The organism is Agrobacterium sp. BT-220-3, assembly GCF_025910175.1.
GTDB classification, from domain to species: Bacteria; Pseudomonadota; Alphaproteobacteria; order Rhizobiales; family Rhizobiaceae; genus Agrobacterium; species Agrobacterium oryzihabitans.
The window spans coordinates 216,829-235,694 of the sequence record NZ_JAPAIX010000005.1 but is presented as its reverse complement, the minus strand read 5'-3'; the positions used below and the strand labels follow the sequence as shown (position 1 = coordinate 235,694).

Sequence of the window (18,866 nt, the reverse complement as noted above, 5' to 3'; positions counted from 1 at the left end):
GATTCTCAATGTGCAGCGGTGCCGCAGCCATCTCGACGAGGGTCGTTTCGGCACGCCGCACTGAAATATCCCGTTATGAAAAACGGCCTCGGCGGCCCGGCACGAAAATGGCGGTCATACCCGCGCAAGCCACGTGCCTTAACCAGTTCTAAGGGGATTCTCCGTAGTCTCCCGAAGCATATTGTGAACTTTATTTGGTGTCTGATGGGCGAATATCAAAATAGAGTTGTTGAGTTGATGCGGAATCGCGTTGGCGAAAGTATACTCACCAACAAGATCGAACGCCGCGAAGCATTTCTTCGCAAGGCGCTGGCGCTGTATCACGTCATGGGCGGAGACGCGCAGGGCATGCGCGCTGCGGTGGAGGATGTGGTGAACCTGCCGACGCCGAGCGTCGATGTCGCTATTGGCGACGTGATGCATGAACTGGCAGCAGTCGGTCACGTGGCCGATCTCGATATTATTCAGGCCGGGTACAACAAACTTGATGCCGCCAATCTGCATATTCTGAGCAAGGGCAAGAGGCTTTTGCAGAAGCAGCGTGACCACAAGTTGGCGGTCACGCCGGAGAAGTAAGCCGTCCGTTGCGGGCGGCTACTGGATCAGGCCACTTCGCCGACCAGGATTTCCTGCCACGCGTCGTAAGCGGAGAGAACCGTTTCCATCTGCGCCGTATGGCCGGTGATGAAGTCGTCGCCGTAGATCGTCTCATCGGGATATTCGGTGATCAGCGTCATCGGCACGGTGTGGCGGTCGTCGATGGACGACAGGCAGGGGAAGCCGTTGATGATGCGGAAACCGGTTTCGCCGGCGTGGATCTCATAAAGCGCGATCTGGCGGTTGTTGTAGTCCACGAGGCCGGGAATGGCGCCGAGATGGCGGGTAACCCGGTCGAGCAGGGCTTCCGCCTGTCTTTCCCAATCCGCATGGTGGCGGATGATGAGGAAGAAGCCTTTCGGCAGGGTCCACATGGCGAAGTTGCGCGGCACATAACCGGAAAGTGGCCGGGTCCATTCGTGCGAGGGATAACCGTGCAGGTTCACATGCAGGCTGGCGCCGCTCATGTCCTGCGCGCTGAAACGGATTTCCTTCTCGTTGAGATGAACGCCCGAATTTTCCCGTGTGCGATATTCGAGATCGTCGCCGAGCGCCGTGTATCGTGCCGCATGGTGCATGTGGCGCGGATTGTCGGCGCGCAGCCGCTGGTGCAGGGCATAACCGTCGGGGTTTTCCAGCGGTGAAATGGTGAAATGCGCGCTCCGTCTTTCAACGAGTGTGCGGGCGGCGCGGATGGCGCCGACGATGCCGGTGGTCTCATTGGGATGCTGGCCGCCGCTGATCATCACGGCGGCATCGCTGCCGGCGACATAACGCGCCGCAAGGACGCGGCCCGACCGCGAGCGGGCCTCGAAGGCTTCGCCGCCGATTTTCTCCAGCAGTGCGGCGATCTGGCCTGCCGCCACCGGTTCGCTGGCCGTATCAACCGGCTGCTCCTTGCCATCAAGGAAAGTGGTGGTGAGCGCACGGGTTTCGATGCGGACCGAAACGTCGCCGTTGCTCCTGACGATTTCCGGAACGATCTGGCCGGGTTTCAGGCCCCGGTCGCCCAGCGGCCGGCCGGATTTCTTCTGGAAGAATTCCAGCAGCGAGAAATAGAAATCCTCGTGCAGCGCTTCACGCAGGCTGACCACCTCGTCGCCAACCGGCAGGGCCATGTCTTCGGCCGGATGCGCGACACGGATGTTCAGTTCCTCGAAATAGGGTTCTTCATTGCCCCAGCCGTGGTTGGCAACGGCATTGATTGCCGCTTCGAAAAGCTGCTCGTAATCCGTCTCCAACCGCTCGCCCGTAACGTCACCGGCCGGACGGAACCAGCCGGTTGGCGAGACATTGGTTTCGCCGACGACATCGTTGTGAACGCGGTTTGGCGCCAGGACCGTCAGCGTCTCCGTCCGGTCGCCACGCTTGAGCGTCACGTCATAATGGAAGGCATCGTCGTCGCGGGCGATAAAGTCGATCTTCGCGTCACCGACTAGTGCCGCCAGCGGATAGGCCTCCAGCCGGAAACGATTGGCGGGTGCATTGGCGTGCACCGGGTAATGCACCTCGATGGCTTCGGCGCCATGCAGATTGATCTCTTCCAGGAAGGTGAAGAGAAGCGGCTTGTAGGCACTGCGGATGCGGGCACTGACGCCTTTTCTCTTCAGCCTTTCTTCGGCCTCGCGGCGGCTTTTGGCGTCATCGAACGTCCATGCCTCGAAGGACTGGCCGGGCGCGGCATTGGCGAGAAGCGCATCCAGAGTACGCTGGAAGGTCTGGTCGAAAATCTGGCTCATCTGGGTTACCTCGAGGTTCTGCCGGTGGGGTCGAGGCTGTCGCGCAGCCAGTCGCCGAGAAGGTTGAGGCCAAGTACGGTGAGAAGGATGGCAAGACCGGGGAAGACGCTGACCCACCATGCCGTCTGCAGATAGGTGCGGCCATCCGCCAGCATGCCGCCCCAGCTCGGAATGGTCGGATCGACGCCGAGGCCGAGAAAGGTGAGGCTGCTTTCCAGGAGAATGTTGTTGGCGACGTTGAGCGTCATCAGCACGATCACCGGACCGATCAGGTTCGGCAGCAGGTGCTGGAGGATGATGCGCCAGTCCTTCACGCCGATGGCGCGGGCGGACAGGATGAATTCCCGTTCGCGAAGCGTCAGCACCGAGCCGCGCACAAGCCTGGCATATTGCACCCATTGCGACACGATCAGCAGGATGATGGTGTTGGTGAGGCTGCCGCCGACAATGGCGATGAAGGTGATGGCTAGCAGAATGAAGGGCATGGCGAGCTGGATATCGGCAAAGCGCATGACCAGCATATCCCAGAATCCGCGATAATAACCGGCGACCAGACCGACGATCACGCCGAAGACCACGGCACCGATGACCGAGGTGAAACCGACGAGCAGCGAAATCTTGCCGCCGGCCACGACACGGGCCAGCACGTCACGGCCGAGCGGATCGGTGCCGAGCGGATGGGCGGCGCTAGTGAAGGGCTTGGCAAGGCGCGCCATCAGGTCGATCTTTTCGGCACCGCCCGGAAACAGCACGTCGGAGAGAAGAACGGCAAGGCAGATGACGACGGTAAGCAGGGCGCCGAGGATGAATTCGAGATTGTTGAAGCGCGACAGGCGCGAAGTTTTGGCAGCCATCGTCAATTACTCCGTGCGGATGCGCGGATCGACCAGCCCGTAGGCGATATCGACCAGAAGGTTGATGCCGACGATCATCAGCGACAGCACGGTGATGACGGCCTGAAGCACGGGATAGTCGCGCGCGCCCACCGCATCGAAGGCGAGCGTGCCGAGACCCGGCCAGTTGAAGACACGCTCGATGACGACGATGCCGCCCAGAAGCCCGCCGAATTGCAGGCCGAAATAGGTAATCAGCGGAATGGCGCAGTTACGCAGCGCATGCTTGTAAAGCACCTTGTTTTCGCTGAGGCCCTTGGCGCGCGCCACCATGACATATTGCGAGCGCAGCGTATCGAGCATGGCCGTGCGCACCAGGCGCACATTGGTGGCGGTCAGGATCACGCCCATGGTAACTGATGGCATGATGTAGCTTGCAAAGCCGCCCATGCCGCTTGGCGGCAGCCAGCCGAGCGTGATGGAGAACAGGAGCACCAGCATGGTGGCCAGCCAGAAATTGGGGAAGGACAGGCCGACGAGCGAGAAGATGCGGATCACCTGATCGGCCGTCTTGCCGCGCGAGGTCGCGGCCTTGATGCCGAGCGGAATGGAAAGCGCAATCGACACCGCCATGGAGATGAAGGCGAGAAGCAGCGTGGCGGGCAGGGCGTCGGCTATGAGACGCGATACCGGCGTGCTGCCGGTGAAGCTACGGCCGAAATCCAGCGTTACCAGGCCTTTCAGGAAGCTGAAATATTGCACGAAGAACGGCCGGTCGGTGCCCAGCGCCGCGCGGATGCGCGCCAGATCGTCTTCCGTCATGCTGCCGCCGCCCTGGAACATGGTGACAGCCGGATCGCCGGTGAGGCGAATGGCGAAGGAAACGAGAAGGGTGATGGCGATGACGACGAAAATCGCCTGCAGCAATCGCTTGATGAGGAAACCGGCCACGTTTTTTACCTTGAAGAGAGACCCGACCTTGCCCGCGGAATGGCGGGCAAGGCGCTTTTAGGGAGGATAAGCCTGATTATTCGACGGTGACGTCGGTCAGCTTCAGGCGGTTATCCGGCGGTGCCACGAAACCCTTGACCCGCTTGTTGATGCCGTAAATGGCATTGGTGTTGTAAAGCGGAACTTCCAGCGCGCGCTCGGCAGCATAGGCGCCGACTTCCTTGAGGATCTTTTCGCGCTCGGCACGGTCGGTCAGCGGGCGCTGCGATTCCAGGAGCTTGTCCAGCTTTTCGTCCTTGTCGTAAGGATTCCACTTTTCACCCGAATGGTACATGGAATAGGCCGTGTTGTCGTAATCGAAGGTCCAGCCGCCCCATTTCTGCTGGAACATCGCGCCGGTCTTGCCCTGCGGGATGATGTCGTTCAGCAGCACGTTGGTCTCATAGGGCTTGATGGTGGCGGTGATGCCGACCATGGACAGATAGCTGGAAATGACCTGCGCCACTTCGTTCATCGTCGCGTCGTTGCCTCTGATATCGATCTGCAGCGCCGCACCCGGCTTGACGCCGGCTTCCGCGAGCAGCTTTTTTGCGCCTTCCGGATCGTAAGGCAGTGGCTTCAGATCGGCGTCGTAACCGAATGACAGCGCGCTCTGGAAGCTGGCGATTTCCGAGGCCTGACCGGCAAGGATCGACTTGACGATCGTGCCGCGGTCAACGGCCATGATGATGGCCTTGCGCACCTTGGGATCGGCGGTGATGCCGTCACGGGTGTTGAAACGCAGCGCATCCACCGTCGGGCCGGGAACGCTGACGATCTCCAGCTTGGAATCGCCTTCGATAACCGGGATCATGCCGATCGGGATGGTGGGCGGAATGACGAGATCGACGCGGCCGGCCTGCAGTTCTGCAACGGCGGTCGCGGGCTCGGCGATGAAGCGGTATTCCAGTTCGGAAAGCTTCGGCGCGCCGCCCCAGTAATCCGCATTGGCTTCGAGCTTGATATTGGTCTTCGGCGCATAGGAAACGAATTTGAACGCGCCGGTGCCAACGGGGTTGAGGTTGAAATTGTCCTCACCCTTTTCCTGAATGTATTTCGGCGGAACAATCATGCCGCCATAACCGGCAAGCTTGGTCAGAAGAACCGGATCGGGAGCCTTCAGCTTCATGTCCACCGTATAATCGTCGATGACGTCGACGCTTTCGATGGCGACATAGTTGGAGCGCTGCGGGCCCTTGGCACCCTGTTCGCCGAGAAGGCGCTCGAAGGTGAACTTGACGGCAGCGGCGTTGAAGGGCTCGCCATTATGGAACTTGACGTTCTGGCGCAGCTTGAAGCGGATGCGCTTGCCTTCGTCCAGCTCTTCCCAGGATTCGGCAAGGCCGGGCACGAGCTTCAGGTCCGGACCACGATAGGTCAGGCCGTCAAAGATGTTGGTGGCCACAGCCGCCCATTGCACGAGGAAGGTGTCGATCGGATCCCAGCTGCCGGGGTCCTGCGGGCTGGAAATGGTCATCTTGCCGGCGGCGAAAGCCGGCGCTGCGGTGAAGGCCGTGCCGGCCAGCGCAAGCGCGACGAACGTTGCCGTCATCCCCTTTTTGATCTTTGTCATCTACCTGTTCCTCTTCAGATGGTTGCGATTTTTTCGCGGTTATTCAGGCGCTCTTCGCGATGAAGTGGCCTGGATTGATTTCCTCATGGGCGAGAATGGCGGGCTCATCACCGACGCGGCGCACGGGATTGGGAATTTCGCCCTCGATCATGGCGATGCGGCGCTCGATCAGGGGATCGGCAACCGGCACTGCGGAAAGCAGGCGGCGCGTATAATCATGCGTCGGCGTTTCGAAGACCTGCTGGCGGCTGCCCATTTCCATGATCTGGCCGAGATAAAGCACGGCGACACGGTGGCTCATCTTTTCCACCACCGCCATGTCATGGCTGATGAACAGGTAAGCGAGACCCCGTTCCGCCTGCAGGTCCATGAACAGATTGATGATCTGCGCCTGGATGGAGACATCAAGCGCCGACAGCGCTTCGTCGGCGATGATGAGCTTCGGATCGGAGGCGAGCGCGCGGGCAATGCAGACGCGCTGCCGCTGGCCGCCCGAAAATTCGTGCGGATACCGCGACGCATGTTCTGAACTCAGGCCCACACGTTCCAGCAGTTCATGCACGCGCCGCCTTACGGCCTTCTGATCATTGATCAAACCATGGGTGTTGATCGGCTCGGCAATCGAGAAGCCGACCGTCTTGCGCGGATCGAGCGAGGCGAAGGGGTCCTGGAAGATATATTGCACTTCCTGCCGCATGCGGAAACGTTCCGCCGCCGACATCTCGGAATAGCTGCGGCCGTTGAAGGATATCTCGCCCGACACCGCCGATTGCAGCTGCTGGATGGTGCGGCCGATGGTGGATTTGCCCGAACCGGATTCACCGACCAGCGCCAGCGTCTCGCCGGCGTGGATGTCGAAGCTGACCTTCTGCACGGCGCTGCAACGGTGCGTCGCCTTGCCGAACAGGTTCTTGCGAATATCGAAACGAACGAACAGGTCGCGGACCGAAAGCAGCGGCTTCTCGTCATACTTCGCGGTGTTCTGCACCCGTTCCTCGCCAACCACGACCGGCTGGCCATCCTGCAGCACGGTGAGCGGCAGGCGCTTGGGAAACTCTTCGCCGGTCATGCTGCCGAGACGTGGAACGGCGGAGAGCAGCGCCCGCGTATAGGGGTGCTGCGGATTGGCGAAGATATCCTTGACCGGACCTTCCTCGACCTTCTTGCCCTTCCACATGACGACGACGTCATCGGCCATTTCCGCCACCACGCCCATATCATGGGTGATGAAGACCATGCCCATGCCGAGCTTCTTTTGCAGGTCGCGCATGATGTTGAGGATCTGCGCCTGAATGGTGACGTCAAGCGCCGTTGTCGGTTCGTCGGCGATCAAGAGCTTCGGCCGACAGGCGAGCGCCATGGCGATCATCACGCGCTGGCGCATGCCGCCGGAAAGCTGGTGCGGATAACGGTGCAACAGCTCGGCCGCATCGGGCAACCGTACCATGTCGAGCAGCGTCTTCGCTTCGGCCATGGCTGCCGCCTTGCCCATTTTCTCGTGCAGAACAAGCACTTCGCAGATCTGGTCACCGATGGTGAAGACCGGGTTCAGCGATGTCATCGGCTCCTGGAAGATCATGGCGATCTCCTTGCCGCGGATCGATCGCATCTCCTTCTGCGAGGCCTTCAGCAGGTCCCTGCCTTCGAACAGGATGCGACCTGCCGGGTAATTCGCGCCCATCATGTCCGCAAGACGCATTGTCGAGAGCGAGGTGACCGACTTGCCCGATCCGGACTCGCCGACGATCGCCACCGTCCTGCCGGCTTCCACGGTGAAGGAAATATCGTCCACGACGCGGCTGTCGCCGAACTCAACGCTCAGACTTTCGACCGAGAGGAGGGCGTTGCGGTTTGCGGCAGTCATATCAGCGTCTCCGGCTCGGCATGCGCGGCAATGCCGGCGCGGCCATCTGAAATAGTGAAGGGGCAGGGGTGCGGGGCAGGCGCGCAGTATAAAACGCCGTACCGGAGGATGGGAGTGTTAAAACAAAGTCCATGGTGTTTCAGGCCGCGCCATCAGCGCGATGCGCGTCTGCCGCTGCCGACCAAGCGCCACAGGCAACCTCATCGGTGCCAGCAAAATGCACGGCGTCGGCCTCAGAATCGATGATGCGCATGAACTTGTATTCCCCACCCTTGTTTTACAAAAAAGCTAACAAAACCGGACAATCATGTCCAGAGTGTTGAACAATTTTTGTGTACTGCTCTACAAATGCGCAAGTGCATTTATTTTGAGCGAGGTGTCGGAGATCGATAACGGCTCCGATATATTCGACGTCATCCTCGGGCTTGACCCGAGGATCCATAACCCGTTGAAGTCGATGTATCCTTGGGTCAAGCCGAGGATGACGGAGGAAGGATAAGCGGGCAAATTTTGTCGCGATGTCGCAATTGTAGGCGATTGTACCGCTGCTCGTGTTACAGGGTGAATAAAGGATACAGAATATATGACGAATAGAACGGGTGCGGTCAGGCTATCCGGCTTCCTGCGTTGCGCATCGGTGGAGGATGTTCAATGTGTGAAAACCCATCTTCCCGACCACCTCCGCCTGACCAGGGCTGAGCCGGGCTGTATTTCCTTTGACGTGTCTCAGACCGACGACCCGCTGATCTGGAGCGTGGAAGAGCTTTTTGTGGATCGCGCCGCCTTTGATTTTCATCAGCAGCGAACGCGCGCGTCCGAATGGTTTGCTGCGACATCCGCCATTCCGCGTGACTATAATATAACGACGCTTGAGTAGGCTTATTCCTTCGGCATGCCGACCGGAGGCGCCAGACGCCGTTGCGCGGCGATGCGGAAGGGGGCGTTCATGGCGCCATAACCGGCATAGGCGCCGCGCCTTTCGATGATTTCGAAAAAGAAACCCTCGCCGAAGGTGCGGCTGTAGATCTGGAAATACTCGCCATTGTCGTCACGGTCATAGAGGATGCTCGCTTCCCGCAGCGCATCGGAGAATTCCGGTGCCAGCCCGAAGCGGGCCTCCAGATCGTCGTAATAATTGCGCGAGATCGGCAGGGCATGAAAACCGCGCGCCTGCATCGCTTTCGCGGTGGCGAAGATATCATCGGTGGCGAAGGCGATGTGCTGGATGCTGGTGCCGAAACCTTCGGCCAGAAATTTGCCGGCGAAGGTCTTGCGATTGTCGGCGCCGTTCATGGTCAGGCGGAAATGCGGCGACGGCACGCTTTCGATCGCCTGGCTGCGTATCAGGCCGCCCGGATCGACCACATCGACCATCGGCGTGCGGCGTGTCGAAAACAGCGATGTATAGAACAGAAGCCAGGTCAGCATTTCATCGTAATGCGTTGTTTGCGCAAGGTGATCGATGCGTGTCAGCTGGGCATCGCCCTTCCCGGCCTGACCTTCCGTCGGCGTGAATTCCTTGTCCCATATGGAAGCGAGTGCCGGCGAACCGTCGAGGAAATAGATGACGCCGTTGCCCACGCCCTGGATGGCGGGAACGGCGACCTCGCCCGATTTTCGCGGCTCTGCAAAGGTCGGTGCGCCGAGCGCTTCCGCCCGCGCAAGGGCTGCTTGCGCATCATTCACCTTCAGGCCGAAAGCATAGGCGTTGGTGCCATGGATGGAATAGGACGCGCCGGCGAAACTGTCGCCGGTGCCGCCGGTATTGATGACGATGCGAATATCGCCCTGCGTATAAAGATCGACGTCGCGATTGCGGTGCCTTGCGGTTTTTTCAAAGCCGAGCGTGGCGAGCAAGGTCTCCAGATTGGCCTTTTCCTCAGGTGCCGTGGTGAATTCGACGAACTCCACCCCTTGCGTCTCGACCCGTTCGGGCATGGCGGGCACTTCGATGCGGATATCGGGTTCAAGCCGGCGCACCTGGTCCATAAGGTTGATGAGCGAGCGGTGGCCGTCTTCGGCAAGCAGGCGGGCCGAGCCGCCGCGAAACTGGTCGTTGAAGATTTCGAGCGACAGCGGGCCGCTATAACCGGTCGCGGCGACAGCGCGCATGAAATCCACCACCGGCAGGTCGCCTTCACCCGGCATATTGCGGAAGTGACGGCTCCAGTAGAGCAGGTCCATGTCGATCAGCGGCGCATCGGCCAGCTGCACGATGAAAATCTTGTCGCCGGGAATGGAGCGGATCGAGTTGGGATCTATCTTGCGCGACAGCGTGTGGAAACTGTCGAGAATGATGCCGACATTGGCGTGATCGGCGCGGCGAACCACTTCCCATGCGTCACGGTGGTCGCTGATGTGGCGGCCCCAGGCTAGCGCCTCGTAACCGACACGTACGCCGTGTTTTGCCGCAAGTTCCCCAAGTTGATGGAAATCGGCGGCGGCGCGGTCGATGCCGCCGAGCGATACGGGCGACACGTTGGAGCAGATCAGCATCAGATCGGTGCCGAGTTCGCCCATGATGTCGAATTTCCGTTCAGCCCTTTCGAAGGCGCGGGCGCGGTGCGGCTCCGGCATGCCTTCAAAATCGCGGAAAGGCTGGAAAAGGGTGATATCCAGCCCGTGATCGGCGACAAGCGCCTTTACCTCGCGTGGGGAAGCGTCATAGGTCAGGAAATCGTTTTCGAAAATCTCCACGCCGCTGAAACCGGCCCTGGCGATGGCCGCCAGTTTTTCGGGGAATTCGCCGCTGATGGACACGGTCGCGATGGATGTCCGCATTGGCATGCTCTGTTTGCCTCTGTTGTCGCTGGCCATATTGCGTTCCTTTTCAGCGTTATGTACTGATTGGTTAATAGTAAGGGTGCGGCCGCAAGCCGCCCGCCCTGCGAATGGATGGATCATGGCAAAAAGCGCAACTTCGAACGGCACCGGCGAAATCCGACAGGCGAAGCGCGATCCGGAAGGGGTGCGTCGCGACATTCTTTCGGTCGCGATGGAGGAGTTTTCGCAAAACGGACTGTCTGGCGCGCGCATCGATGAGATCGCGGCTCGCACGCGCACCTCCAAGCGGATGATCTATTATTATTTTGCCGACAAGGAAGGGCTTTACCAGCGCGTTCTTGAGGAAGCTTACGCCAAGGTGCGTGGCGGCGAGAGCGACCTGGAACTGGACGACCTTGAGCCGATTGCTGCACTCGACAAGCTCTGTCGGTTCACCTTCGACCATCACCGCCGCAATCCGGCTTTCATAAGAATGGTGATGATCGAGAACATCCATCACGGGCGTCACATGCAAACGTCCGAAACGATCCGCCAGCTCAACCGGCCGGCCATCGATGCGCTGGAAGGCGTGCTGCTGCGCGGCCAGAAGCGCGGCATCTTCCGTAACGGCATCGACGCGCTGGAACTGCACTGGCAGATCAGTGCGCTGTCCTTCTTCAACGTCTCGAACGTCGCGACCTTCTCGTTCATCTTCGGCGACGGCCTGTTTACCGATAAGGGGCAGGAAACATTGTCGCGGCATGTCAGCGACATGGTGTTGCGTTATGTGCTGACGCCCGACCATATCACGAAGATCGGGAAAGACGGTTGATGAGATGGCGCAGCGCCACCTCGTAACCTTCGATGCCGAGACCGGCAATCACGCCTTCGGCGCGCGTCGAGACGTAGGAATGATGGCGGAAGACCTCGCGTTTGTGGATGTTGGAAATATGAACCTCGATGACAGGCGCTTCGAAGGCGTTGAGCGCGTCGAGGATCGCCACCGACGTATGGGTAAAGGCACCGGGATTGATGACGATGCCCGATGATTTGCCCCGCGCTGCGTGAATCCAGTCGATTAGCTCATATTCTCGGTTGCTTTGGGCAAAGAACAGCTCATGGCCGGCGGCAGCCGTTATCCCACGGCAGTTGGCTTCCACATCGGCCATGGTTTCATGGCCGTAGATTTCCGGCTGGCGCTGGCCGAGCAGATTGAGGTTAGGGCCATTGAGGATGGTGAAAAGGCTCATGCTACACCCTCCGCCATGCAAAGTTCGGTGAAATGCGCCGTCATGCGTTCCGCATCCGGCTCGCGGCCGCAGAAGAGGCGGAACGCGCCGACGGCCTGGAACACGGTCATGCCGCCGCCGGGCAGGGTGCGACAGCCCTTTTTCGCCGCCGTCGCCAGAAGTTCTGTGACAAGAGGCATATAGACGATATCGGCCACCCAGTGCCGCTGCTCGATGAGATCAGCTGATACTGGCATGCCGGGATGGGCGGGCATGCCCATCGGCGTCGCATGGATGATGCCATCGGCGAAGGGCAGGGAGGCAGCCGGATCTTGAACGGCAAAGGCGCGGCCTTCGCCGAAACGGGCATTGAGCTCCAGAGCCAGTCGTTCGGCCCGTTCAAACTCGCGGTCGAAGATGTCGAGGCGGGCGATGTCGAGCTTCAGCGCGGCATGGGCTACCGCAACGCCCGCCCCACCCGCGCCGACGAGCAGCGCGCGATCCCGCTTCGCATCCGGCAAGCCGCGCACGAAGCTCTCGTAAAAACCGTACCAGTCGGTATTGTGACCGATGCGACGGCCGTCCCGGAAGACGACGGTGTTGACCGCGCCGAGCATGCGGGCATCGTCAGACAATTCATCCAGATGGGCAATGACCGCCTGCTTGAAGGGATGGGTGATGTTGGTGCCGGCAAAGCCGCGCGCTTCCAGCTCATGGAGCAGATCGGGAAGAGCGCTTGCCGGCAGTTTTCGGGCGGTCACGTCGACAAGCTCATAGGAATAGTCGAGTCCGTGGGCGGCACCCTCGCGCATGTGCAGCGCCGGCGACTTGGAAAGCTGTATGTCGGCGCCAATCAGGCCGACCTTGAAGGAGTTTGCTTCTGTCATGATCCGGTGTCGTTCGTCGGTTCGGGGCGGGCTCCGCCTGCCTTCGGGTTGCTGGCGAGGTTTTGAAACCTCTCCTTCGTCGCCTCGTCCTCGGGTTAAACCCGAGGATGACGTGGTGTATGCAGAGAGGTCGCCACAGGTCTGAGGGCAGATATGAAACCTCAGTGGTGGGCGAGAATCTCGCCGAGGAAGGTGCGGGTACGCTGGTGCTTGGGGTCGCTGAAGAATTCTTCCGGCGGGCCTTCCTCGATGATTTCGCCTTCCGACATGAAGACCACGCGGTCGGCCACCTGCCGGGCAAAACCCATTTCATGGGTGACGCAGATCATCGTCATGCCATCGCGGGCAAGGCCGATCATGGTGTCGAGCACTTCCTTCACCATTTCCGGATCGAGCGCCGAAGTCGGCTCATCGAACAGCATGGCTTTCGGCTCCATGCAGAGCGCCCGGGCAATCGCCGCGCGCTGCTGCTGTCCGCCGGAAAGCTGGGCTGGATATTTATCGGCCTGATTGAGAATGCGCACGCGCTCGAGATATTTGCGCGCCGTCGCCTCCGCATCTGCTTTCGACAGGCCCTTCACGCGCATGGGCGCCAGCGTGCAGTTTTCCATGATGGTCTTGTGGGGGAAGAGATTGAAGCTCTGGAACACCATGCCCACCTCGCGGCGAACCGCATCAATGGCGCGGCTGGAATCCGAAAGCGTGGTCCCTTCAACCGTGATCTTGCCCTCCTGGATTTCCTCCAGATGGTTGATGCAGCGGATCAGGGTGGATTTTCCCGAACCCGACGGGCCGCAAAGGACGATTTTCTCACCCTTGCGAACCGTCATGTTGACATTCTTAAGCGCATGGAAGGCTCCATACCACTTTCCAACCCCTTGAAGGGCGATAAGCGGAACCTCGGCAGTGGCGGATTGCGGCATGGAAACCTCCTGCTTACTTCACGGTGAACGGGATGTCAGGCAGGCTGTCCGGGAAGGCCGGAACTTCGCGCTTCATCCACTTGTCGTAGATTTTGGTCAGCTGACCGTCGGACTTGATCTTGTCGAGGAAGGCGTTGACGGTCTCGTTCCAGTCCTTTTCACCCGGACGGGTGCCGGCGCCGTTATAAAGCGTCGTCAGATCGAACTTCGGCTCGTATTTGCCCTCGGCCGCCTTGTTCAGGCGGTCGCCATAAAACTGGTTGCCGCCAACAACTTCGACCTGGCCGGAGATGAGCGCCTGAATATTGGCGGCGTCATCATCAAAGCGCAGGATATTGGCCTTCGAGCCCGCACCTGCCGTGATCGACGTATCCATGGCGCTCGACTTCGGCACGCCAACGGCAACGCCGGTCAGATCGTCATAGCCGGCGATCTTCTTGTCTTTTGGTCCGTAGACGGAGAGAACGTTGCCGGCATAGGGCTTGGAGTACTGGATGGTCTTGGCGCGCTCGGCGGTCATGCCCATGGTTGCGAAAAGCAGGTCCACCTTGCCGGTCAGAAGAGCCGGAATGCGGTTTGCCACGGCAAGCGGCACGAACTCCGCCTTGACGCCGAGATAATCGGCAAAGGCCTTGCCGATATCGGCATCGAGACCGTCCTGCACGCCGCTCGAATTGACGAAGCCCCAGGGCGAATTGTCGCCTTGAATGCCGATGACGACCTTGCCCTTGGCCTTGGCCTCTTCCACCGTGCCGGCGAAAGCATCGACCGGCGCGACAAAGGGCAGGGCAACCGTTGCCGCGGCAAGCGCGAGCAGGGTGCGACGTGAGAATTTCATAGTCCTGGCTTTCATCTTTTGCTCCTCCTTACAAAGCTGATGAGATGGTAGTGACGTTTAGCGGGATGCGGCCTGCAGCCGCTTCTCGACGCCGGCGCCCCACAGGGAAAGCGGCCAGCAGATCAGGAAATACATGATGCCGACGACGGCGAAGACGGTGAGCGGGCGGAATGTCTGGTTGGAGACGATCTGGCCGGCGCGGGACAGCTCAACGAAGCCGACGATGGCCGCAAGCGAGGTGCCCTTGATGAGCTGCACCAGAAAACCGATGGTGGCGGGCAGCGAAATCTTGAAGGCCTGCGGCAGGATCACATCCTTCATGCGCGAGACATAATGCAGGCCGAGCGCATTGGCGGCTTCCGTCTGGCCCTTCGGCACAGCCTGGATGCCGCCCCGCCAGATTTCACCGAGAAAGGCGCTGGCATGCAGGGTGAAGGCGATGGCGACAGCAATCCAGGCGTCGACATTGAGGCCCGCGAGCGCCACGCCGTAATAAACGACGAAAAGCTGCATCAGGAGCGGTGTGCCCTGGAAGACGGCGATATAGCCGGTGCTCGCGCGCTGGATCATGGCATTATCGGCAACGCGGGCAAGCGCCACGCAAAGGCCGAAGACGCCGCCGCCGATGAAGCCGATCACGGTCAGCGCAAGCGTCCATTTCAGGCCTTGCAGCAGGAAGAAGAGTTGGTTGGGACCGATGGTTTCCATTGTCTTTTCCTCACTTGACCGGATAGCTGAACGACGCGCGGGAGACGAGCGAGAAGATGCCCATCATCAGCGAGGAAATGACCAGATAAAGCAGCGTGATCGAGAAATAGACCTCAAACGACCGGAAAGTGTCCGCCTCGATCTTCTGGGCCACTGAGGTCAGCTCATAAGCGGCAATCGAGGTGCAGACCGAGGTGGTCAGCGTCAGCATGATGAACTGGCTGGTCAGCGACGGATAAACCGCGCGCAGCGCCGGCTTCAGAATGATATGGCGGAATATCTGCGACCGGTGCAGGCCGAGCGCGAGGCCCGCTTCCACCTGGCCCTTGGGAATGGAATCCACGCCGCCACGAATGATTTCAATGGCATAGGCGCCGCCGTTCAGAGCCAGCGCAATGATGGCGGTGACGGTGGGGTTGAGCTTGATGCCGATCTGCGGCAGCGCGAAGAAAATGAAGAATATCTGCACCAGAAACGGCGTGTTGCGGATGGCCTCGACAAAGCCGATGACCAGGCCGCGCAGCAGCTTGTACCGCGAGCGGCGGGCAACGACACCGAGAACCCCGATGACGGTTGCGAGCGACATGCCGGCAATAGCAAGGCCGATCGTCGCAAGACAGGCCAAAAGCAGCTCGGGCAGGCGGTCTATGACCGCCGAAAAATCGAGACTGTAAGACATTCTTCCTCCCAAACCCATTCGGGTCCGAACAGGCGTTTCGCCTTGTTCGCATCGCCTTGGAAACCCTGTGGCCCCAAAGCCCTCCATTTGTCTCGTCCCGCCACGGAAGCTCTTATTCTTCTTTCCCGGCAGGCTTTAACGTGAATGTTTGTACCAGTTAGTTCATTTTTGTGTCAAGCGCCGTGTCCGGTTAAAAACGGCTTCAAAGCGGTTTTTTCTTCGTTTTCTTCTTTTAAGAAAGTTGTTTTATATCAATAGCTAAAGCGAAACAGCGCAAGCAATTTAGACGCGCGGCGACGCTGCCTCGGCTCCGCCACGAAAACGTCCGAGAAACTGTCTTCTAGTAAAAACCATCCGGCCTTCCGGCTAGTTTTCGTCAGCTCCCAGCCTGTCAATCTGCCCGGCGAGCCGTTCGGCGATCAGCAGCGAGGCTCCCGTTGCCGTCACCATTTGCGGAAGCGACAGCCATTCCAGCATCCACCCCGCACCGGACCGTTCCTGTTCGTGGATGAGGGACTGGTGCAGTGCCGAAATCTGCACGGCGTTGAAGCGCGAAAGCGTCACCAGCGTTTCCGCATTGACCGGATTCTGCTTGTGCGGCATGGCCGACGAACCGCCGCCGCCGGAGAGGCGGATCTGCGTGCCGAGTTCGGCCATGAGCGCAATGTCCTGCCCGAACTTGCCGAGCGTTCCCGTGACGAGTGACAGCAGATTGGCAAATTCGGCGATACCGTCCCGCTGGCTGTGCCATTGCGGTCTGTCGGCAAGGCCAAGCCGTTTTGCGAGATCGGCGCGGACCGCGCCCGCATTGTCGCCGAGCTTTTCCAGCGTGCCGGCCGCGCCGCCGAACTGGAGGGCAAAGCCATTCTGCGCAAAGGTTTCGAGCCGCAGCAGATGTCGCTCGAGCGGATTGGTCCAGCTCGCCGCCCGATCGGCAACGGTAATGTCGATGGCGGCCTGCATGCGGGTATAGCCCGTCAGCCGGTTATGGCCGTCGCGGGAGGCAAGGTCCCCGAGCGTATCGATGAGGTGGCCAAGGCGGGTAGCGATGATTTCCGCCGCCATCTTCAGCCGCAGCATCAGGCTGGTATCGATGACATCCTGGCTGGTCGCGCCGAAATGCACCTTGTCTGCTGAATGCCCTGCCACCGCCGCCCGCATCTGCCGGATCAGCTCCGGCACGACCACACCGTCTTTCGCAACGCCGTGGCGAAGTGCGGTCATATCGGCGGCAAAGTCGGCAAGCCCCAAGACGATCGCCTCCGCAGCCTCTTCCCGAATGACGCCTGCCTGCGCTTCCGCCTGCGCCAAGGCCGTTTCGAAACGGACCATGGCGTCGATATCCGCTCTCGCTGAAAACAGCTCAACGATCTCGCTGTCGCCGAAAAGGCCGGAGAGAAACGAATGTTCGAAGGGGGAAAGGCTCATTTCAGGTTTCGCTTTCGCTCAGATATCGAAAAACACCGTCTCGCCTTCGCCCTGAAGGCGAATATCGAAACGATAGATGTTTCCCTCTTCCTTCCTGGCAACAAGCGTGGCGATGCGGCTTTTCTGCTCGACGCGGGCAAGAACCGGGTCGGCCGCATTGGCCGTCTCTTCCTCGGGAAAATACATGCGGGTCTGCAGGCCGATATTGATGCCGCGCGCGACGATCCAGAAGGTGATGTGCGGCGCCATCGGCCGGCCATCCCGGAACGGCACCGTGCCGGGCCTGATCGTTTCGAAAATGAATTCGCCGGTGTCCATGTCGCCCGGCGATCGGCCCCAGCCGATGAAATTCGGATCGGCCTTGCCGCGCGTTTCGCTCGGGCTGTTGTAATAACCGTCCTTATCCGCCTGCCAGATCTCGATGAGCGCATCCTTCAGCGGCATGCCAGCGCCGTCATAAACCGTGCCGCGCACGCTGATGCGCTCGCCGCGGGCCTTGTCGTTATAGAGCGCACCGGAGCCGAGATCCTTTTCGAATACGCCTTCGATGCCGACGAAATTGGGAGTGCAGCCGATATGCACATAGGGGCCCGCCGTCTGCGAGGCGGTTTCCTTGAGATAACCGAGGGACTGGACCATGATCAGTTGCCTTCCTTGCGGTTTTCGAAAAGGGTCGAGCGGCGACCGCGCAAAACGATATCGAATTTATAGGCCAGCATGTCCATGGGCAGCGTCGCATTCATGTCCAGCGGCGCAATGAGTCTCCTGATCGCATCCTCGTCCGGAATGGTTTTGACGATCGGACATTTCCAGATCAGCGGATCGCCCTCGAAATACATCTGGGTGATGAGACGCTGGGCAAAGCCATGGCCGAAGACCGAGAAATGGATATGGGCCGGGCGCCAGTCATTGACGCCGTTCGGCCAGGGGTAAGCGCCGGGCTGGATGGTCTTGAACCAGTAATAGCCGTTCTCATCGGTGATCGTGCGGCCGACGCCGCCGAAATTCGGATCGATGGCGGCGAGGTAGCTTTCCTTCTTGTGGCGGTAACGCCCGCCGGCATTGGCCTGCCAGAATTCCACCAGCGCGCCATCCACACCGCGGCCGCGCTCGTCCAGCACCCGGCCATGCACGAGGAGGCGCGGGCCAACAGGCATTTCGCCGGGGCGGGCGTAATTGAGGATGAGATCATTATCCAGCTCGTTCAGCATGCCATGCCCGAAGACGGGGCCGGTGATCTCGCTTTTTGTGCCTTCAAGCGAAATCAGCGCACGCTGCGGCGAGCGCAGGATCGATGTCTTGTAACCCGGCGAATAGGGTAGCGGGTGAATATCACGGTCGCGTGCGAAGAACGGCCCTGTCTCGGGCGCTTGATTGCTCATTTCGTCTCCTCCCCATCGTCAGAATTATCAGGGGAACTATCGGCTTTCATGCTGGTAAGGGCAAGCTTGGCGATCTTGAAAGCGTGGTTGGCGGCGGGCACGCCGGCATAGATCGCCACATGCAGCAGCGCCTCGCGAATATCCGCCTCGGTTGCGCCGGTATTGACGGTGGCGCGCACATGCATGGCAAGCTCTTCATCCTGGCCCAGCGCGGCAAGCAGGGCGATGGTGACCATCGAACGCTCGCGCTTCGTCCAGTGGTTGCCGGACCATACCGAGCCCCACGCCGCTTCGGTGATGAGCTGCTGGAAAGGCTGGTCGAACCCGGTCGTCACCGTCTGCGCGCGATCCACATGGGCATCGCCGAGCACGGCGCGGCGGGTTTTCATGCCCTGCTCAAATCTGTCGTTCTTGTCGATATTTTCCGCCATCT

Annotated in this window: 19 protein-coding genes; 3 read left to right on the top strand and 16 right to left on the bottom strand. The window is 60.2% G+C overall.

The genetic code is table 11. The annotated features are described in order from the left end of the window. Positions 1–204: 204 nt before the first annotated feature. Positions 205–576, top strand: coding sequence for a hypothetical protein (locus OK142_RS15985; protein ID WP_035243172.1), 372 nt, complete (start codon positions 205–207; stop codon positions 574–576). 26 nt (positions 577–602) lie between these two features. On the opposite strand, the gene OK142_RS15980 is transcribed toward OK142_RS15985, so the two are convergent. The 5 genes from OK142_RS15980 to OK142_RS15960 form a co-directional block, all read right to left on the bottom strand. Continuing rightward, complete coding sequence (locus OK142_RS15980) at positions 603–2,336, bottom strand: M14 family metallopeptidase (protein WP_498683841.1); 1,734 nt, start codon at positions 2,334–2,336, stop codon at positions 603–605. A gap of 5 nt (positions 2,337–2,341) precedes the next feature. Further along, the gene (locus OK142_RS15975) at positions 2,342–3,190 is read right to left on the bottom strand and encodes an ABC transporter permease (protein WP_004430999.1); all 849 of its coding nucleotides are present in this window, start codon (positions 3,188–3,190) and stop codon (positions 2,342–2,344) included. A 6-nt stretch (positions 3,191–3,196) separates the two neighbouring features. Further along, positions 3,197–4,120, bottom strand: coding sequence for an ABC transporter permease (locus tag OK142_RS15970; RefSeq protein WP_003499197.1), 924 nt, complete (start codon positions 4,118–4,120; stop codon positions 3,197–3,199). 76 nt (positions 4,121–4,196) lie between these two features. Then, positions 4,197–5,732: an ABC transporter substrate-binding protein gene (locus OK142_RS15965; protein WP_082184854.1), complete on the bottom strand. Its 1,536-nt coding sequence runs from the start codon at positions 5,730–5,732 to the stop codon at positions 4,197–4,199. A 43-nt stretch (positions 5,733–5,775) separates the two neighbouring features. Beyond that, positions 5,776–7,596: an ABC transporter ATP-binding protein gene (locus tag OK142_RS15960; protein WP_498683836.1), complete on the bottom strand. Its 1,821-nt coding sequence runs from the start codon at positions 7,594–7,596 to the stop codon at positions 5,776–5,778. Positions 7,597–8,179: 583 nt separating this feature from the next. On the opposite strand from OK142_RS15960, the gene OK142_RS15955 reads away from it, so the two are divergent. Next, complete coding sequence (locus OK142_RS15955; RefSeq protein WP_082184852.1) at positions 8,180–8,473, top strand: putative quinol monooxygenase; 294 nt, start codon at positions 8,180–8,182, stop codon at positions 8,471–8,473. Between the two features lie 2 nt (positions 8,474–8,475). On the opposite strand, the gene OK142_RS15950 is transcribed toward OK142_RS15955, so the two are convergent. Then, positions 8,476–10,377 (bottom strand): bifunctional sugar phosphate isomerase/epimerase/4-hydroxyphenylpyruvate dioxygenase family protein, encoded by a 1,902-nt coding sequence (locus OK142_RS15950; protein WP_498683835.1) that lies wholly within the window; start codon positions 10,375–10,377, stop codon positions 8,476–8,478. A gap of 121 nt (positions 10,378–10,498) precedes the next feature. Between OK142_RS15950 and OK142_RS15945 the strand changes: the two genes are divergently transcribed. Beyond that, entirely contained in the window at positions 10,499–11,191 is a 693-nt protein-coding gene (locus OK142_RS15945; RefSeq protein WP_003499210.1) for a TetR/AcrR family transcriptional regulator, read from the top strand. On the opposite strand, the gene aroQ is transcribed toward OK142_RS15945, so the two are convergent. The 10 genes from aroQ to pcaC form a co-directional block, all read right to left on the bottom strand. Continuing rightward, a complete protein-coding gene (gene aroQ, locus OK142_RS15940) occupies positions 11,166–11,609 on the bottom strand; it encodes a type II 3-dehydroquinate dehydratase (protein WP_498683833.1) in 444 nt (147 codons plus the stop codon). The two genes, OK142_RS15945 and aroQ, sit on opposite strands and share 26 nt — an antisense overlap. Beyond that, entirely contained in the window at positions 11,606–12,475 is an 870-nt protein-coding gene (locus OK142_RS15935; protein ID WP_498683832.1) for a shikimate dehydrogenase, read from the bottom strand. The genes aroQ and OK142_RS15935 overlap by 4 nt, the downstream gene beginning before the upstream one ends. Before the next feature lie 161 nt (positions 12,476–12,636). After that, complete coding sequence (locus tag OK142_RS15930; protein WP_137039660.1) at positions 12,637–13,398, bottom strand: amino acid ABC transporter ATP-binding protein; 762 nt, start codon at positions 13,396–13,398, stop codon at positions 12,637–12,639. A 13-nt stretch (positions 13,399–13,411) separates the two neighbouring features. After that, on the bottom strand, positions 13,412–14,251 hold the full coding sequence (locus OK142_RS15925; RefSeq protein WP_137039661.1) for a transporter substrate-binding domain-containing protein: 840 nt from the start codon (positions 14,249–14,251) through the stop codon (positions 13,412–13,414). A gap of 42 nt (positions 14,252–14,293) precedes the next feature. After that, a complete protein-coding gene (locus OK142_RS15920; RefSeq protein ID WP_498683830.1) occupies positions 14,294–14,944 on the bottom strand; it encodes an amino acid ABC transporter permease in 651 nt (216 codons plus the stop codon). Positions 14,945–14,954: 10 nt separating this feature from the next. Next, positions 14,955–15,623 carry an amino acid ABC transporter permease gene (locus tag OK142_RS15915; RefSeq protein WP_082184847.1) on the bottom strand — a complete coding sequence of 223 codons (669 nt, stop codon included), beginning with the start codon at positions 15,621–15,623 and terminating at the stop codon, positions 14,955–14,957. Between the two features lie 366 nt (positions 15,624–15,989). Beyond that, positions 15,990–17,051 carry a 3-carboxy-cis,cis-muconate cycloisomerase gene (locus OK142_RS15910; protein ID WP_498683828.1) on the bottom strand — a complete coding sequence of 354 codons (1,062 nt, stop codon included), beginning with the start codon at positions 17,049–17,051 and terminating at the stop codon, positions 15,990–15,992. 18 nt (positions 17,052–17,069) lie between these two features. Then, a complete protein-coding gene (gene pcaG / locus OK142_RS15905) occupies positions 17,070–17,690 on the bottom strand; it encodes a protocatechuate 3,4-dioxygenase subunit alpha (RefSeq protein ID WP_498683826.1) in 621 nt (206 codons plus the stop codon). 2 nt (positions 17,691–17,692) lie between these two features. After that, positions 17,693–18,433, bottom strand: a complete 741-nt coding sequence (gene pcaH, locus OK142_RS15900; protein WP_082184844.1) for a protocatechuate 3,4-dioxygenase subunit beta — start codon at positions 18,431–18,433, stop codon at positions 17,693–17,695. Continuing rightward, the gene (gene pcaC, locus OK142_RS15895) at positions 18,430–18,864 is read right to left on the bottom strand and encodes a 4-carboxymuconolactone decarboxylase (RefSeq protein ID WP_498683824.1); all 435 of its coding nucleotides are present in this window, start codon (positions 18,862–18,864) and stop codon (positions 18,430–18,432) included. The genes pcaH and pcaC overlap by 4 nt, the downstream gene beginning before the upstream one ends. Positions 18,865–18,866 lie beyond the last annotated feature (2 nt).

What these genes read in the sequence shown, in the direction of transcription:
- OK142_RS15965 (WP_082184854.1), bottom strand. Translation starts at nt 5,732, where the DNA reads ATGACAAAGATCAAAAAGGGGATGACGGCAACGTTCGTCGCGCTTGCG.
- pcaC (WP_498683824.1), bottom strand. Translation starts at nt 18,864, where the DNA reads ATGGCGGAAAATATCGACAAGAACGACAGATTTGAGCAGGGCATGAAA.
- OK142_RS15975 (WP_004430999.1), bottom strand. Translation starts at nt 3,190, where the DNA reads ATGGCTGCCAAAACTTCGCGCCTGTCGCGCTTCAACAATCTCGAATTC.
- OK142_RS15980 (WP_498683841.1), bottom strand. Translation starts at nt 2,336, where the DNA reads ATGAGCCAGATTTTCGACCAGACCTTCCAGCGTACTCTGGATGCGCTT.
- OK142_RS15925 (WP_137039661.1), bottom strand. Translation starts at nt 14,251, where the DNA reads ATGAAAGCCAGGACTATGAAATTCTCACGTCGCACCCTGCTCGCGCTT.
- pcaG (WP_498683826.1), bottom strand. Translation starts at nt 17,690, where the DNA reads ATGGTCCAGTCCCTCGGTTATCTCAAGGAAACCGCCTCGCAGACGGCG.
- OK142_RS15955 (WP_082184852.1), top strand. Translation starts at nt 8,180, where the DNA reads ATGACGAATAGAACGGGTGCGGTCAGGCTATCCGGCTTCCTGCGTTGC.
- OK142_RS15920 (WP_498683830.1), bottom strand. Translation starts at nt 14,944, where the DNA reads ATGGAAACCATCGGTCCCAACCAACTCTTCTTCCTGCTGCAAGGCCTG.
- OK142_RS15915 (WP_082184847.1), bottom strand. Translation starts at nt 15,623, where the DNA reads ATGTCTTACAGTCTCGATTTTTCGGCGGTCATAGACCGCCTGCCCGAG.
- OK142_RS15950 (WP_498683835.1), bottom strand. Translation starts at nt 10,377, where the DNA reads ATGCGGACATCCATCGCGACCGTGTCCATCAGCGGCGAATTCCCCGAA.
- pcaH (WP_082184844.1), bottom strand. Translation starts at nt 18,433, where the DNA reads ATGAGCAATCAAGCGCCCGAGACAGGGCCGTTCTTCGCACGCGACCGT.
- OK142_RS15910 (WP_498683828.1), bottom strand. Translation starts at nt 17,051, where the DNA reads ATGAGCCTTTCCCCCTTCGAACATTCGTTTCTCTCCGGCCTTTTCGGC.
- OK142_RS15985 (WP_035243172.1), top strand. Translation starts at nt 205, where the DNA reads ATGGGCGAATATCAAAATAGAGTTGTTGAGTTGATGCGGAATCGCGTT.
- OK142_RS15945 (WP_003499210.1), top strand. Translation starts at nt 10,499, where the DNA reads ATGGCAAAAAGCGCAACTTCGAACGGCACCGGCGAAATCCGACAGGCG.
- OK142_RS15960 (WP_498683836.1), bottom strand. Translation starts at nt 7,596, where the DNA reads ATGACTGCCGCAAACCGCAACGCCCTCCTCTCGGTCGAAAGTCTGAGC.
- OK142_RS15930 (WP_137039660.1), bottom strand. Translation starts at nt 13,398, where the DNA reads ATGCCGCAATCCGCCACTGCCGAGGTTCCGCTTATCGCCCTTCAAGGG.
- aroQ (WP_498683833.1), bottom strand. Translation starts at nt 11,609, where the DNA reads ATGAGCCTTTTCACCATCCTCAATGGCCCTAACCTCAATCTGCTCGGC.
- OK142_RS15935 (WP_498683832.1), bottom strand. Translation starts at nt 12,475, where the DNA reads ATGACAGAAGCAAACTCCTTCAAGGTCGGCCTGATTGGCGCCGACATA.